This window comes from Hydrogenophaga sp., from assembly GCF_031426985.1.
GTDB lineage: Bacteria > Pseudomonadota > Gammaproteobacteria > Burkholderiales > Burkholderiaceae_C > Hydrogenophaga.
This window is the reverse complement of record NZ_JASJOY010000202.1, coordinates 1-13,357: the sequence shown is the minus strand read 5'-3', so window position 1 is coordinate 13,357 and position 13,357 is coordinate 1. Positions and strand designations below refer to the sequence as shown.

General features: G+C 69.3%; 14 protein-coding genes. 4 read left to right on the top strand and 10 right to left on the bottom strand.

Going from position 1 to position 13,357, the window contains the following annotated elements:
• Positions 1–120: 120 nt before the first annotated feature.
• From RMP09_RS20990 to RMP09_RS20975, 4 genes are all read right to left on the bottom strand, one after another.
• Entirely contained in the window at positions 121–813 is a 693-nt protein-coding gene (locus RMP09_RS20990; protein WP_310567919.1) for a response regulator transcription factor, read from the bottom strand.
• 105 nt (positions 814–918) lie between these two features.
• On the bottom strand, positions 919–2,205 hold the full coding sequence (locus tag RMP09_RS20985; protein ID WP_310567918.1) for a multifunctional CCA addition/repair protein: 1,287 nt from the start codon (positions 2,203–2,205) through the stop codon (positions 919–921).
• A gap of 84 nt (positions 2,206–2,289) precedes the next feature.
• Positions 2,290–2,976: a glutathione S-transferase family protein gene (locus RMP09_RS20980; protein ID WP_310567917.1), complete on the bottom strand. Its 687-nt coding sequence runs from the start codon at positions 2,974–2,976 to the stop codon at positions 2,290–2,292.
• A gap of 127 nt (positions 2,977–3,103) precedes the next feature.
• Positions 3,104–3,427, bottom strand: a complete 324-nt coding sequence (locus RMP09_RS20975) for a metal-sensitive transcriptional regulator (protein WP_310567916.1) — start codon at positions 3,425–3,427, stop codon at positions 3,104–3,106.
• Between the two features lie 235 nt (positions 3,428–3,662).
• Between RMP09_RS20975 and RMP09_RS20970 the strand changes: the two genes are divergently transcribed.
• Complete coding sequence (locus RMP09_RS20970) at positions 3,663–4,241, top strand: DUF302 domain-containing protein (protein WP_310567915.1); 579 nt, start codon at positions 3,663–3,665, stop codon at positions 4,239–4,241.
• 50 nt (positions 4,242–4,291) lie between these two features.
• Positions 4,292–5,572, top strand: coding sequence for an OmpP1/FadL family transporter (locus tag RMP09_RS20965; RefSeq protein ID WP_310567914.1), 1,281 nt, complete (start codon positions 4,292–4,294; stop codon positions 5,570–5,572).
• Between the two features lie 89 nt (positions 5,573–5,661).
• On the opposite strand, the gene RMP09_RS20960 is transcribed toward RMP09_RS20965, so the two are convergent.
• The gene (locus tag RMP09_RS20960) at positions 5,662–6,606 is read right to left on the bottom strand and encodes a complex I NDUFA9 subunit family protein (RefSeq protein WP_310567913.1); all 945 of its coding nucleotides are present in this window, start codon (positions 6,604–6,606) and stop codon (positions 5,662–5,664) included.
• Positions 6,607–6,616: 10 nt separating this feature from the next.
• Positions 6,617–8,605: a transglycosylase SLT domain-containing protein gene (locus RMP09_RS20955; protein ID WP_409559768.1), complete on the bottom strand. Its 1,989-nt coding sequence runs from the start codon at positions 8,603–8,605 to the stop codon at positions 6,617–6,619.
• Positions 8,606–8,614: 9 nt separating this feature from the next.
• On the opposite strand from RMP09_RS20955, the gene RMP09_RS20950 reads away from it, so the two are divergent.
• A complete protein-coding gene (locus tag RMP09_RS20950; protein ID WP_310567912.1) occupies positions 8,615–9,247 on the top strand; it encodes a 5-formyltetrahydrofolate cyclo-ligase in 633 nt (210 codons plus the stop codon).
• 175 nt (positions 9,248–9,422) lie between these two features.
• Here the strand turns inward: RMP09_RS20950 and RMP09_RS20945 are convergent, their stop codons facing one another.
• Positions 9,423–10,340, bottom strand: a complete 918-nt coding sequence (locus RMP09_RS20945) for a DMT family transporter (protein ID WP_310567911.1) — start codon at positions 10,338–10,340, stop codon at positions 9,423–9,425.
• Positions 10,341–10,509: 169 nt separating this feature from the next.
• Positions 10,510–11,526 (bottom strand): LysR substrate-binding domain-containing protein, encoded by a 1,017-nt coding sequence (locus tag RMP09_RS20940; protein ID WP_310567910.1) that lies wholly within the window; start codon positions 11,524–11,526, stop codon positions 10,510–10,512.
• A gap of 128 nt (positions 11,527–11,654) precedes the next feature.
• On the opposite strand from RMP09_RS20940, the gene RMP09_RS20935 reads away from it, so the two are divergent.
• Complete coding sequence (locus RMP09_RS20935) at positions 11,655–12,152, top strand: DUF2917 domain-containing protein (protein ID WP_310567909.1); 498 nt, start codon at positions 11,655–11,657, stop codon at positions 12,150–12,152.
• On the opposite strand, the gene RMP09_RS20930 is transcribed toward RMP09_RS20935, so the two are convergent.
• Positions 12,153–12,527 (bottom strand): TfoX/Sxy family protein, encoded by a 375-nt coding sequence (locus tag RMP09_RS20930; RefSeq protein ID WP_310567908.1) that lies wholly within the window; start codon positions 12,525–12,527, stop codon positions 12,153–12,155.
• A gap of 123 nt (positions 12,528–12,650) precedes the next feature.
• A partial coding sequence (locus RMP09_RS20925) for an EF-Tu/IF-2/RF-3 family GTPase (protein ID WP_310567907.1) occupies positions 12,651–13,357 on the bottom strand: 707 nt, incomplete at its 5' end.

The window sequence follows — 13,357 nt, the reverse complement described above, 5'->3', positions numbered from 1 at the left end:
CACCGGTATCCGGCGCACGTGCCCCTGTCCCGGGGTCTCCGTGAAACCGGCTCTGCCGGGCCGCAGGGAGCGTCCCCCCCGCGCAGCAAGGGGACGACTCGAAGCGGCGCAGGGGGGCTTTCATACCTCCAGCATGTAGCCCAGGCCGCGGATGTTGCGGATGTTCAGCGTCGAGCCCGCCAGCTTGCGGCGCAGCCGGTGCACGTACACCTCTAGCGCGTTGGAGGCCACGCCACCGGCCTCGCCGGGCTCGGCCTGCCAGACGCCCAGCACGTCTTCGCGGCTGACCACCTGGCCGGCGTGGCGCACCAGCAGGTCCAGCAGCGCCCATTCGCGCTGGGTCAGGTCGATCACGTCGTCCCCCAGCCAGGCGCGGGGCAGGCTCGGATCCAGCCGCAGGGTGCTGGCCGTGGCGTGCGCGCTGGTGGGAGGCGCGCCAAACGCGGGCAGGCTGGCGCGCCGCAGCATGGACTGCAGGCGCGCGATCAGTTCGTCGCGGTTGAACGGTTTGGTCAGGTAGTCGTCGGCACCGGCGTTCAGGCCTTCGACCCGGTCTTCGATGCCGTCGCGTGCGGTGAGGATGAGCACCGGCAGCGCCGGCGTGCGCTGGCGCAACTGGCGCAGCACGGACAGTCCATCGATCTTGGGCAGGCCCAGGTCCAGCACCACGCCGTCGAAGGCTTCGGCGCTCAGGCGGGCGAGGGCGGCTTCGCCGTCTTCGGCGGTGGTGATGCGGTGGCCGGCCTGGGTGAGTTGCGCACTCAGACCGTCGCGCAGGAGTTCGTCGTCTTCAACAATCAGCAGGTGGGCCATGGGGCGATTATCCGGGGCCTTGTGGCCCGGGCCTCAGCACGTTCAGCGCCGGGCACGCCCTGTCTCGATGCGAGGGGCCACGGCCACGGCGCTGTGCAGGGCGTGTCAGAGCGCCGCGGCCACGGCTTCGGCCCGCGCGGTGTGCACGGCGTGCGCGATGCGCGGGCCCAGCTGGGCGCGGGCCTGGGCCGTGGCGTCGTCCGGCAGGCTGGCCGTGATGTGGGCGGCCAGTGGCGCGGGGTCCACGGTGCTGGCGGCGGCCAGCGCGCGCAGCAACCGGTCGCGCTGCGGGTAGGCGCTGTCTTCAAAGCCCAGCCGGCCGCGCGCATCGCATTCGCAGGCCAGCAGCACCTCGGTGAAGCGCTCCGGCCGGCGCAGGGCGTCGCAGCGCTCCAGCAGGCGCAGCAGGGCGGTCGGACTGAAGTCGCCACAGCGGTGCACGTGACCGTGCTCGCGCGCTACCACGTCGGCCAGTTCGCGGCATTCGCGCGGCACGCGCCAGCGTTCGCACACGCCCTTGAGCAGGCGGGCGCTGCGTTCTTCGTGCCCGATGTGTCGCGGCAGCACGTCCGCGGGTGTGGTGCCCTTGCCCAGGTCGTGGCCCAGGCAGGCAAAGCGCACCGGCAGACTGGCGCCCAGGCGCGCGCTCATGTCCAGCACCATCATCAGGTGCACGCCGGTGTCGACCTCGGGGTGGTAGTCGGCGCGCTGGGGCACGCCCCACAGGCGGTCCACCTCGGGCAGCAGGCGGGTCAGGGCGCCGCAGCCGCGCAGCACCTCGAACATCCGGCTCGGGCGTTGCTCCATCAGCCCGCGCGAAAGCTCCTGCCAGACCCGTTCGGGCACCAGGTGGTCCACCTCACCGTCTTCCACCATCCGCACCATCAGGGCCTGCGTTTCGAGGGCGACCGAAAAGTCCGGAAAACGGGCGGCGAAACGCGCCAGCCGCAGGATGCGCACCGGGTCTTCGGCGAAGGCGCCGGTCACGTGCCGCAGCACGCGCGCCTGCAGGTCGCGCTGGCCCCCGTGGGGGTCGATCAGCCGGGCGTGCGCGGGGTCGTCGGCCTCGGCCTGGGCCACCGCCATGGCGTTGATGGTCAGGTCGCGCCGGGCCAGATCGTCTTCGAGCGTGACGCCGGGGTCGGTGTGGAAATGGAAGCCGTGGTAGCCCGGCGCGGTCTTGCGCTCGGTGCGCGCCAGCGCGTACTCCTCGCGGGTCTGGGGGTGCAGGAACACCGGGAAGTCTTTGCCCACCGGCAGGAAGCCCTGGGCGGCCATGGCCTCGGGTGTGGCGCCCACCACCACCCAGTCGCGGTCGAAGTGCGCGGCCGTGTCGGTGTCCCGCGCAAGCAGGGCGTCGCGCACCGCGCCACCCACGAGATAAATGTCCATCCGGCGAGTGTAGGGCGCGACCCGTGGCCGTGTGGCTTACGGCCCCGCGTCCCCGGAGGCTGGTGCGCGTCGTGTCGCGGCGCCCTACGGCCGGGACCGGTAGGGCTCGTCGAAGTCCACGAAGTCGTGTTCGGCCAGCGCTTGCTGCACCCAGGCCTGCACGCCGGGCAGGGCGTGGACCCGGTCCACATAGGCCTGCACCGTGGGGCTGACCGGCAGCGCATAGGTGCGGATGCGCGAGCAGACCGGGGCGAAGTAGGCGTCGGCGATGCCGAAGGCGCCGAACAGCATCGGGCCACCGTGCTCAGCCAGCAGCTCGGTCCACAGGGTTTCGATGCGCGCCAGGTCGGCGCGCACGCCCGGCTGGTCGCGCCAGAGGATGCGGCCGACCTCGGGCAGCGAGGCTTCGATGTTCATGCCGCAGTGGTTGCGCAGCGAAGAGAAACCGCTGTGCATTTCGGCGCACACGCTGCGCGCCCGCGCGCGGGCTTTCGGGTCGGCGGGCCAGAGCTGCCGGTCGGGAAAGCGTTCGGCCAGGTACTCGGCGATGGCCAGCGTGTCCCAGACCGCAAAGCCATCGTCCACCAGCGCCGGCACCTTGCCCACGGGGTTGATGCGGCCGATGGTGGTCTTGAAGGCCGATCCGGCGTCGAGCGAGTCGAAGCGGACCATGACCTCCTCGAACGGGATGCCGGCCTGCGTCAGCAGCACCCAGGGGCGCATGGACCAGGACGAGTAGTTTTTGTTGCCGATGTAGAGCTGCAGCGCCATGGAAACCTCCGGAATCTGTGGAGGTTCCGATGCTACGGGGTGGGCGCGTTCCGATTGATGCGAAATCGGTGCCGCATTGATTCACGGCCGTGGCGGGGCCCGTGCCGCGGCGCGGCCGGCCTCGTCTTCAGGCGTATTTCTCCAGGATGCGGGTGGAACGCTCCACCTCGCGCATGGGGTCGCCCTCGCTGTCGGACACGGCCTCCATGACCGAGCAGGCCATCATGCGGTAGAAGGCCTTGTCCATGGCCTTGCGCGCTGCGGACATCTGCTGGGCCACGTCTTCGCAGGGGCGGCCGGTTTCCACCATGTCGATCAGGCCACGCACCTGGCCTTCGATGCGCTTGAGCCGGTTGATCACGTCGCGCTGGTGCTCGGACCGGTAGCTCGACGATGCGGAGCCGGCGGCGGACAGGGTGGGCTGGGGGGACTTGGTTCGGGTGGCGGCCATGGCGTTTCCTTGGGGTATCCGTATGCGGGGCAGTTTGCCAAAGTTTGGGCAGGTCGCGATCCCTGGTGTTCCCGGATAAGCCTTTCTCATGCGGTGGATACCCTACCCCCTAGGGTAGTCACCGATGTCTGAACATAAGCGGATGGCTATGGTTGGTTCCGCTGCGGCGATTTGATTTTGATCAAACCGCGCGCGCCGAACGTTCCCACCACAAACACACCACGAGGACTCTCTCATGCAACTCTGGAAACGCATCTCCCTGGGCCTGGCCATGGCCGCCACCCTGCTGGCCACCACCGGCTGCGGCACCATCTCCACGCTCGGCAAGCTCGAAGACGGCGCCGGTGGTGAAGCCTCGCGCATGTGGGACCGCTGGATCGAGGGCAATGGCGACATCGCCGTGGCCACCACCTGGGAAGCCCGGGTCAAGGACGGCGTGAGCGCCAAGGACGTCGAGGAAATCCTCAAGCTGGTGGCGGTGGAGCGCAACATCCGCGACGTGGGCGTGCTGCCCCTGTCCAAAGAGCTTGAGGCCCGTTCGGGCAAGAAAGAGAAGCTGTTGACGGTCTATTCCTACTGCAGCCCGGCCACTGCGCGCCGCATGGTGGACTTCAGCCCGCACATGGCCGCCTACCTGCCCTGCCGCATCAGCATGGTCGAGCACGACGACGGCAGCCTGTGGCTCTACACCCTGAACATGGACATGATGGTCAAGATGGGCCGCAAGCTGCCCTCGCCGCTGAAGGAAGAAGCGCAGGCTGTGCGCGACACCATCTGGACCATGATGCAGCGCGCGTCCAAGGGCGAGTTCTGATCCGCCACCGCTGACACCGAGATTCGACAACAACCACCCGAGGAGACTTCATGAACTTTCAGCAGACCGCTCTGCGCGCTGCCGCCGTGCTCGCGCTGGGCGCCGCCTTGGCCCCCGCTGCCCACGCCACCAACGGCTATTTTTCCCACGGCTATGGCATCAAGGCCAAAGGCATGGGCGGCGCTGGCCTGGCCATCGCGCAAGACGCTTTTGCCGGCGCCAACAACCCGGCGCAGGCGGCTTTTGCCGGTGACCGTCTGGAAGCAGGACTGGACTTGTTCATGCCAGATCGCGAGATGTCTCGCACAGGCACAGCACCGTCACCCATGGGAATCGACACCACGGTTCGGAGCGACAAGAAGTTGTTCTTCGTGCCCGAGTTTGGGTACAACAAGACCGTGTCGAATGACCTGTCTCTGGGCATCGCCGTGTATGGCAACGGGGGCATGAATTCAACCTATCCCGGGGGGCAGCTGACCTGTCCGATGCCCGGTGGCGGGGCGATGCCCGGTGCCAACGCGCTGTGCGGCATGGGTCAGTTGGGCGTGGATCTGACCCAGCTGGTGGTCGCTCCCACCATTGCGTACAAACTCAACGCCAGCCATTCCATCGGCGTGAGCCCGCTGCTGGTGTATCAGCAGTTCTCGGCATACGGTCTGCATGGGTTCATGGGCAGCACGGTCAATGCGGCGGCGCTGACGAACAACGGACACGACGACAGCTCCGGTCTGGGGGTGCGTTTGGGCTACATGGGGAAGTTTGGCAACGGGGTCTCGGTCGGCGCCTCTTACTCACCCAAAATCAACATGAGCCGCTTCAAGGACTATGCGGGTCTGTTTGCGGATGGCGGCGACTTCGACATTCCTGAAAACTATGGCGTGGGCGTGGCGTTCCAGGCCAGCCCGGCCGTGCAGGTCGCGCTGGATTACAACCACATCAGCTACGACAAGGTGCCTGCGATCGGTAATGCATCCACGGTCGGTCCTTTGGGGGGCTCGCCTGGCGGCGGCTTCGGCTGGAAGGGTGTGGACGTGTTCAAGATCGGTGTGCAGTGGGCGATGAACCCGACCACCACGCTGCGCGCGGGCATCAACAGCGGCACCAACCCGGTGACCGGTGCCAACATCACGCCCAACATCCTGGCCCCCGGTGTGATGAAAACACACCTGACCCTGGGCGGCACCTATGCCATGAACCCCACATCGGAGCTGAGCTGGTCTTTCATGTACGCGCCCAGCGTGTCGGTTTCCGGCCCCTCCATGTTGGCAGGCACAGAAACCGTCAAGATGCGTCAAACGTCCATCGGCGTTCAATACGGCATGAAGTTCTGATCGTTTTCATCTGAGACGAAGTCTCTTGCCGCCACCGGGTTGTCGTGATCCGGTGGCATTTTTTTCGTCCAAATGCGGGCGGCGGTCCGTCAGCGGCGCGGCCGCGCCCGTGCCAGCAGCAGGCCGCTGCGCACACCCCGCCGGCCCAGATAGGTGGGGGCGATGGCGCGCACCGACGCGGGCGCGATGCCCAGCGCCGCCAGGCCCGGGTGCTGCCCGGTGGCGACGTTGTCCACGCGCATCGCGTCCAGGTTGTCGCGGCTCATCAGTGGCTCGCCGGGGGCCAGTTCCATCACCCGCGCCTGCAGCCGGCCCAGGGCCATGGGCAGGGGCAGCACCGGGCGCGCGCGGCTGCCGTGGCGGCCGGCCAGGCGCACCAGTTCGGCCAGCGTGAGCACGTCGGGGCCGGCGCAGTCGAAAGTCCGGCCCACGGTGGCGGCGTCCTGCAGGCAACGCACCACGGCGCTGGCCACGTCTTCCACCCACACCGGCTGAAAGCGCGCGGACGCGCCGGCCAGCGGCATCACCGGGAACACCGCCTGCAGCTGCGCGAACAGGTTGAGGAAGCGGTCGCCCGCGCCAAAAATGACGCTGGGCCGCAGCACCGTGAGGTTCAGCCCCGCGGCTGCGCGCAGCAGCGCCTCGCCACGCGCCTTGCTGCGCTGGTACATCGCCGGGCCATCGTCTGCCACGCCCAGCGCGCTGATGTGCACCAGGCGGCGCACGTCGCTGGCCAGGCAGGCCGCCGCGATCTTGCGCGGCAGCTCGACATGGGTGCGCTCGAACGCGGCCTCGCTGCCGTGCAGGATGGCCACCAGGTTGACCACCGCATCGTGGCCGGGCAGCAGGCGCGTGAGCGCGACCGGGTCGTGCACGTCGGCCTCGATCACCGTCAGGCGCGGCAGGTGCTGCACGGCCGCGGCGTTGACCGCGCGGCGCGTGGGCACGGTGACGGACCAGCCGGCCCTCTCCAGCTTTTCGCAGACGTGGCGACCGACGAAGCCGGTGCCACCGAGGACCAGGGCTTGGGGCATGGGGCGGGCCTCAGGGCAGTTCGGTGTTGATCGGGGTGGGCGTGGAGCGCGGCCCCACCAGGCCCAGCCGAGCGCGCAGCGACTGGGGTTGCCCGGTGATGATGGCCGCGTAGGTGGTGGTGTTGGCCAGCACCTTCTTGACGTAGTCGCGCGTCTCTTCGAACGGGATGTTTTCGGCCCAGATCTCGCCCGCCAGCACCGGGCCGTTGCGCCAGGCGCGGGGCCGGTTGGGGCCGGCGTTGTAGGCCGCGGCGGCCATGGGCAGGGAGCCTTCGAAGTCGTCCAGCGCGAGCTTGAGGTAGGCGGTGCCGATGGCGATGTTGGTGTCGCGTTCGCTGATGCGGTGGGGCTGGAAGTCGGTCATGCCGATCTTGCGCGCGGTCCAGCGCGCGGTGGCGGGCATGACCTGCATCAGGCCCGAGGCGCCCACGCCCGAGCGGGCGTCGGTGATGAAGCGGCTTTCCTGCCGGATCAGGCCGTACACGTAGGCCGGGTCCAGGCCGATGGCGCTGGCGCGTTGCAGCACCGCGTTCTGGTGTGGCATCGGGAAGCGCTGGCCGTAGTCCTGCGTCAGCCGGGTGCGTTCGCTGCTGTTGATGCAGCGGTCCCAGAGGGCCTGCTCGCAGGCCAGCGCCGCGGCGGCCAGCAGCTCGCGTTCGCCCATGCCGCCGACGGTGTGCAGGCTGGTGGTGTAGTTCCACTCGCGCACGCCTTCGCTGCGCAGGCCCAGGGCTACGGCGGCCAGCGCGCGCTGCAGGCCGGGGTTGAGGCGCGCGGTCTCCTCCTCCTGCGTGGTCAGCGGTGGCGGTGGCGCGGGCACGGTGATGGGGCGGCCCAGTTCTTCCAGCGCCAGCTGTTCGTAAAAGCCGCGTGGCGAGGCGATGGATTCGTACAGCGCCCGCGCCTGTGCCGTGGCGGCCACCGCATCGGGTCGCTTGAGCGCGAGCAGTGCCCGTGCCTGCCAGTAGATCCAGACGGGTTCGGCGCGTTGCGCGTCGCCCATGGCGCCGATGGCATCGAGCACATGGCCCCAGGCGCCGGCGCGCAGGCCGGCGCGCACCTTCCAGGCCAGGTGGTCGCTGTGCATGAAGCGGTCCTGCCCGTTGGCGAAGTACACCAGGGCGTTGTCCTGCAGCTTCTGCGCGGCGCGCTTGCCGATCACGCCCCACAGCCAGCTGCGTTCTTCCTGCGTCAGCTGCGCCTTCCAGCGCGTGTGGTCCAGCTCCAGCGCGGCGGCGTCGGGGTTGCCATCGGCCAGCTTGATGATGGCCAGCGTCACCAGCTCCTTGGTGCGTGGGCGGATGGCGGTGATCTTCTCGTCCAGGTAACGCGCCGGGTTGGCCGCGATGGCGTTGACCACGGGCAGCGCACCGGCGTCCACCATGGCCACCGCCTGCGTGACGGCGCGGGTGCGACCGGCTTCCATGGCCAGGCGGGCGCGCCGCCAGACCCATTCGCTGGTCAGGTGGCCGCTGTCGACAAAGGCCTTGGCGGCGGTGGCGCAGCCCTCGTCGGCGTCGCGCTGCGCCAGCCACAGGTCGGCCACCTGCCGCCCCAGCGCATCGGCCGGCTGGCGCTGGGACACGGCGTCGAGCATGAGCGCGTAGCACTGCACCTGCCGGTCGTCGTTCATGCGGTAGCGCGGCAGCTCGGCCGCGAAGGTGGTCCAGTCGCGCTGCTGGCCCAGGCGCAGCAGCCAGTCGTTGCGCAGCCGGTCTTCCCAGTAGGTGCCGGCCATGCGGTCCAGGGCCTCGCGCAGCTCGGCCGGGCTGGCGGTCTCCAGCCGCGCCTTGGCCTCCCAGTACTGGGCCAGGGGTTCGAGCTGGTGACCGCGCACGCGCGGCAGCAGGGCGGTGAGGGCCGGCGCGTTGTTGCGGCGGAAGGCTTCGCGCATGTCCAGCAGCGCGGTGTCGGCGGCCGGTTGCGCCCAGGCCACGCCCTGCAGCAGCAGCACGGCCATAATGGGCAAGAGCCCTCGTTTGGCGATCACAGCATTCATGGTTGGATTATGGACAGCAAAGACGGCCAGAGTTCCCTCAAACCCCTACCGGAACCCGGCTCCAAAGCCGCGTGGCGCCAGCAACTGATCGCCAAACGGCAGGCCCTGGCCGACCGCGCCTGGCGCAACGATCTGCTGCAGCGCGTGATGCGCGTGTGGCTGATCCACCGGCCCGACGCCGTGATCGGCGCCTACTGGCCCATCAAGGGCGAGTTCGATCCTTTGCCCGCGCTGTTCCGCTGGCAGGAAGCGGGGCTGGAAGAAGACGCGCAGGGCGCGCAGAAGCACCGTCGCATCGGCCTGCCGGTGGTCAACAAGGTGGACAAGACCCTGACCTTCTACACCTGGTACCCGGGCTGCCCGATGGAAGAAGACGCCTACGGCATCCCCAAACCCAAGGACACCGAGATCGTGCAGCCGACGCTGATCTTCGTGCCCTGTGTGGGCTACGGCCCTGGCGGGTATCGCCTGGGCTACGGCGGTGGTTTCTACGACCGCACGCTCGCCAGCCTGCAGCCCAAGCCCTTCACCGTCGGGCTGGGGTACGACTTCGCCTACGTGCCCGATCTGCGGCCCGAGCCGCACGATGTGCCGCTGGACGCGATCCTGGCCGACACCGGCGTGATGTGGCCGGTGAAGTGAGGTGAAGTGAGGCACCCCCTGCGCGGCTGACGCCGCTTCCCCCTCTGTGGAGCGCCTTCGGCGCTTCGAGGGGGACGCACCCTGTGGCCCGGCAAAGCCGGTTCCACGGGGGCCCTGGTTGCGGGCACGGTCTCCGGAGGGGTGGTTGTCGACTCCTTATGGCCCGTCGGTCGGGTCAAGGATGCTCAGCGCTGGCGTGCACTTCGCTGATGCGTTTTTCGCGCCGCACCAGGTAGAGGCCGCTGCCGACGATGATGGCGGCGCCCAGCCAGGTATGGGCTTCGGGCAGGGTCTGCCAGACCAGCCAGTCCAGTCCCACACCCCAGGCCAGGGCGGTGTATTCGAACGGGGCCACCGCACTCGCCTGTCCGTGGCGGAACGCCTCGTTGATGGTCAGCTGGCCCAGAAAACCCGTGATGGCCAGCGCCAGCAACAGACCGGCGTGGTCCATGGACAGGGGCACCCAGCCCGGTGCGGCCAGCAGGCCGCCGCCCAGGCCCATGAACGCCATCCCGCTCAGGATCATGGATTCGCTGCTGTCGGTGCGGCTCACCAGCCGGCCGGCGACGGCCGCCACCGCGTAGCACAGCGCCGCCCCGAGGATGGCGGCACCGCCGATGGTGATGAAGCCGGCTTGCAGGTCCTCACCGTTGGGCCGCAGCGCCACCAGCACGCCGCCAAAGCCCACCGCAATGGCCCACCAATGGGCCTTGGGCACCTGCTCCTTGAGCACCAGAACCGACAAGGCCGTGATCAGCAGCGGCGCGATGAAGAACAGCGTGTAGGTGGCGGACAGCGGCAGCTCGCTCACGCCGCGCGTGAACAGCGCCAGCATGGTGATGCCCAGGCAGCCGCGTAGGATGTGCAGCGACCAGCGCAGCTGGCGCAGCGTGTGCCAGCCGCCGCGCCACTGGATCCAGGCCAGCACCAGCGGCAAAGAGGTGGCACCGCGCAGGCAGGCCATCTGCAACGGCGGGTAGTGGGTCGACAGCGTCTTGAGCACCGCGTCCATGAGCGAAAAAAACATCACCGCCAGCAGCATGTTGACGATGCTGCGCAGGTTGCCGGCGGCGTGTTGGGCGGAGTGGCTCATGGATGCAAAAGGGAAAGCGGCGCAGTTTGCCTGAGCGATTGGAAGAGAAAGGCACCAAAGCGGCGGGAGGCCGAGGTGCCTCTGTCCCGCACACGCCGTGGAACGGGCTTTGCCCGGCCACAGGCGTGGTCCCCCCTTCAGGGGGAAGCCGCGCAGCGGCGCAGGGGGGTCAGTCCATGTGATCCACCGTGTCCGGGTCCGGCACCTCGCCGATCGCCTGGCGGGTGCGTTCGGCCTCGCGCAGCAGCCAGTCGCAAAAGGCCTTGACCTCCGGGCGCACCACGCTGCGCGGGGCCACCACCAGCCAGTACACCAGCGGCGAGTCCAGCCGCATCTGCGGCAAGGGTTCGATCAGGTCGCCGTTGGCCAGGCTCTCGGCCACCAGCGGCAGGCGCGCCAGCGCCACGCCCTGGCCGGTCAGGGCCGCCTGCACGATCTGGCTGGCGTAGTTGAAATACAGCCAGCGCTGCGGCGTGAGCCGGGCCTTGGCCTTGCCGCGGGCGCCCCCTCCGGTGGGCGGCGCAAAGGTGTCGAGCCAGCGTTGCCAGGTCAGCCACTCCAGGTGGCGCGTGCGGTGCGCATCGCCGGCTTCGATGAGCGTGACCTGGGCCAGATCGGCCAGCTGGGCGATGCGGTGCTCCTTGAGCAGCCAGCGGCTGGCCACCGGCGTGAGCTGTTCGCCGAACAGCCGGATCGCGCCGGGCGAGATGGCTTGCGGCACGGCGTAGCGCAAGGCCAGGTCCACGTCGGCGGTGGCCAGGTCCACCGCGGCGTCGGTGGCGTCGATGCGGATGTCGATGTCCGGGTGCTCGCGCTGAAAGGCCTCCAGCCGCGGGATCAGCCACATCGAAGCGAACGACGCCCAGGTCGTGATGGCCACGCTGCGGCGCCCCGCGCTCTGGCGGATCTGCCTCACCGCGGCATCAATGCGCTCCAGCGACAGGCCGGCTGCGCGCAGCAGCAGGGTGCCCGCGCTGGTCAGTTCCACCGCGCGTGTGTGGCGCAGAAAGAGGGCCGTGCCCACCTCGTCTTCCAGCGCCTGGATCTGCCGGCTCACGGCGCTCTGCGTGAGGGACAGCTCTTCGGCTGCGGCGCGGAAGTTGAGGTGGCGCGCGACGGCGTCGAAGGCGCGCAGGTGGCCCATGCCAATGGGGCGGGTGCGGGGGTGGTTGGCGGGCAGCGGCATGGTCGGTGGGCCTTGCAGGTCGGGTTGATTGATGCGCTTGTCGAATCAATAGCTTAGCCGCATTTCATTGGACGGCTTGACCCGTCGGCGGGAAGATGGCCTCCGTCACAAAGCCCAAGGAGAGCACGATGTCCGCCGCCGTTGTCCCGGTTTCCCCCGTTGTTGCCGCCGCTCGCGCCGGAGCTTGGCGCCTGCACCCGGGTTGTGCCATGAGCCTGCGGCCGAAGGACGCGGCGCTGTTGCGCGTCCGGCGCGGAAAGGTGTGGGTCACGCTGGGGCAGCCGGCCGGGCTGTCGCCGGACGAGGCGGGCGACCGCTTTCTGCGTGACGGCGACACGCTGCTGGTGCCGGCCGGCACCCGCGTGGTGATGGAGCCGCTGGCGCCGCGCGACGACCCGCAGCCGGTCTGCTTCGACTGGTCGGATGCGGTGGCGCCGATGGCTGATGGAGCCGCAGCAGGCCGGTTTCGCCGCGAGGTGATGCTGCCCCTCCACGAGCTGACGGCCGCACTCGGGCAGTCGGGGCTGGCGCTGGTGCGGGTGCTGCGGGGGTTGCTCGGTTACGGCGAGTTTCTGGTGGCGGGGCGCGGCCGGGTGCTGACGCCCCTGGAATCGCTGCGCTCCTGATCAGATCGGTCGCGGGGTCCGTTTCGGCGGTTTGGGACCGCGCGCCGCCAGCGCCGCCTGCAGCGCCAGCCGGGCCCAGGGCGCCATCAGGTTGGGCGATTCGAGCGCGTCGTCGGGCGGCGTGTGGTAGTGCACCGACAGGCGCTTGCCCCGGGCCTCGTATTCGAAGGGCCTGGAACCGGCGGCCAGCCACTGCGCCACGGTCTCGACATTGGTTTTGAGGTACAGCGTGTCATCGGCAATGATCGCCACGTTCATCCCTTCCACCGACAACCCGTAGCCACCGAACATGCGCTTGGCCTCAACTGGGCCAAGGCAGGACAGCAGCTCGCAGGCGTGCAGCACGAACGGATCGGTGATGGGTCGGGTCGCCATGCGCGCATGGTAATCAGGCACGCACCACGGCGCCAGCCCGCGGGCACGAGGGGCCCCGCACGCCAGCAAACGGCGGAACCCTGGCCAGGACCCACGCGCCGCGGGCACCGCCGCCGAGGCGGCTTACATGCTCTTGTGGAACACCAGGCCCGCGTGCTCGCGCATCGCGTGGAACTTGATCTTGGGCCAGTTGGCTTCCACCGCACGCAGCGTCGCGCCGTGGTCCAGCAGCACCGTCGGCGCGTCCACCGCGTCCAGCGCCACCCGGTGGGCGTTGGCGTCGATGAAGCGCTTGAGCTCCTGCTCGCCGCCGTCTTCGGGCGCGCAGGTGACCCAGCGCGCCACGTTGTACGAACTGCCCGTGATGCGGGCGCGCACGCCGTACTCGTGCTCCAGCCGGTGCGCCACCACCTCGAATTGCAGCTGACCGACCGCGCCCAGCAGCAGCACCGTGCCGGCGATGGGGCGGAACACCTGGATCGCGCCTTCTTCACCCAGCTGGGTCAGGCCGGCGCGCAACTGCTTGGTCTTGAGCGGGTCGGCCACTTCCACGCTGCGGATGATTTCCGGCGCGAAGAAGGGCAGTCCGGTGAACTGCAGGGCTTCGCCTTCGGTCAGGGTGTCGCCCAGCTGCAGCACGCCGTGGTTGGGAATGCCGATGATGTCGCCGGCAAAGGCCTCGTCCAGCAGCTCGCGGCGCTGCGACAGGAAGCTCACCACGGTGTTGGGCCGCAGTTCCTTGCCGCTGCGCACCACCTTCAGGCGCATGCCGCGCTCGAAGTGGCCGCTGGCCACGCGCACGAAGGCGATGCGGTCGCGGTGCGCCGGGT

Excerpts from the sequence above, each read along its gene's own strand:
- RMP09_RS20945 (WP_310567911.1), bottom strand. The coding sequence starts at position 10,340 with ATGAGCCACTCCGCCCAACACGCCGCCGGCAACCTGCGCAGCATCGTC.
- RMP09_RS20940 (WP_310567910.1), bottom strand. The coding sequence starts at position 11,526 with ATGCCGCTGCCCGCCAACCACCCCCGCACCCGCCCCATTGGCATGGGC.
- RMP09_RS20935 (WP_310567909.1), top strand. The coding sequence starts at position 11,655 with ATGTCCGCCGCCGTTGTCCCGGTTTCCCCCGTTGTTGCCGCCGCTCGC.
- RMP09_RS20965 (WP_310567914.1), top strand. The coding sequence starts at position 4,292 with ATGAACTTTCAGCAGACCGCTCTGCGCGCTGCCGCCGTGCTCGCGCTG.
- RMP09_RS20970 (WP_310567915.1), top strand. The coding sequence starts at position 3,663 with ATGCAACTCTGGAAACGCATCTCCCTGGGCCTGGCCATGGCCGCCACC.
- RMP09_RS20985 (WP_310567918.1), bottom strand. The coding sequence starts at position 2,205 with ATGGACATTTATCTCGTGGGTGGCGCGGTGCGCGACGCCCTGCTTGCG.
- RMP09_RS20930 (WP_310567908.1), bottom strand. The coding sequence starts at position 12,527 with ATGGCGACCCGACCCATCACCGATCCGTTCGTGCTGCACGCCTGCGAG.
- RMP09_RS20980 (WP_310567917.1), bottom strand. The coding sequence starts at position 2,976 with ATGGCGCTGCAGCTCTACATCGGCAACAAAAACTACTCGTCCTGGTCC.
- RMP09_RS20960 (WP_310567913.1), bottom strand. The coding sequence starts at position 6,606 with ATGCCCCAAGCCCTGGTCCTCGGTGGCACCGGCTTCGTCGGTCGCCAC.
- RMP09_RS20975 (WP_310567916.1), bottom strand. The coding sequence starts at position 3,427 with ATGGCCGCCACCCGAACCAAGTCCCCCCAGCCCACCCTGTCCGCCGCC.
- RMP09_RS20990 (WP_310567919.1), bottom strand. The coding sequence starts at position 813 with ATGGCCCACCTGCTGATTGTTGAAGACGACGAACTCCTGCGCGACGGT.
- RMP09_RS20950 (WP_310567912.1), top strand. The coding sequence starts at position 8,615 with ATGGACAGCAAAGACGGCCAGAGTTCCCTCAAACCCCTACCGGAACCC.
- RMP09_RS20955 (WP_409559768.1), bottom strand. The coding sequence starts at position 8,605 with ATGAATGCTGTGATCGCCAAACGAGGGCTCTTGCCCATTATGGCCGTG.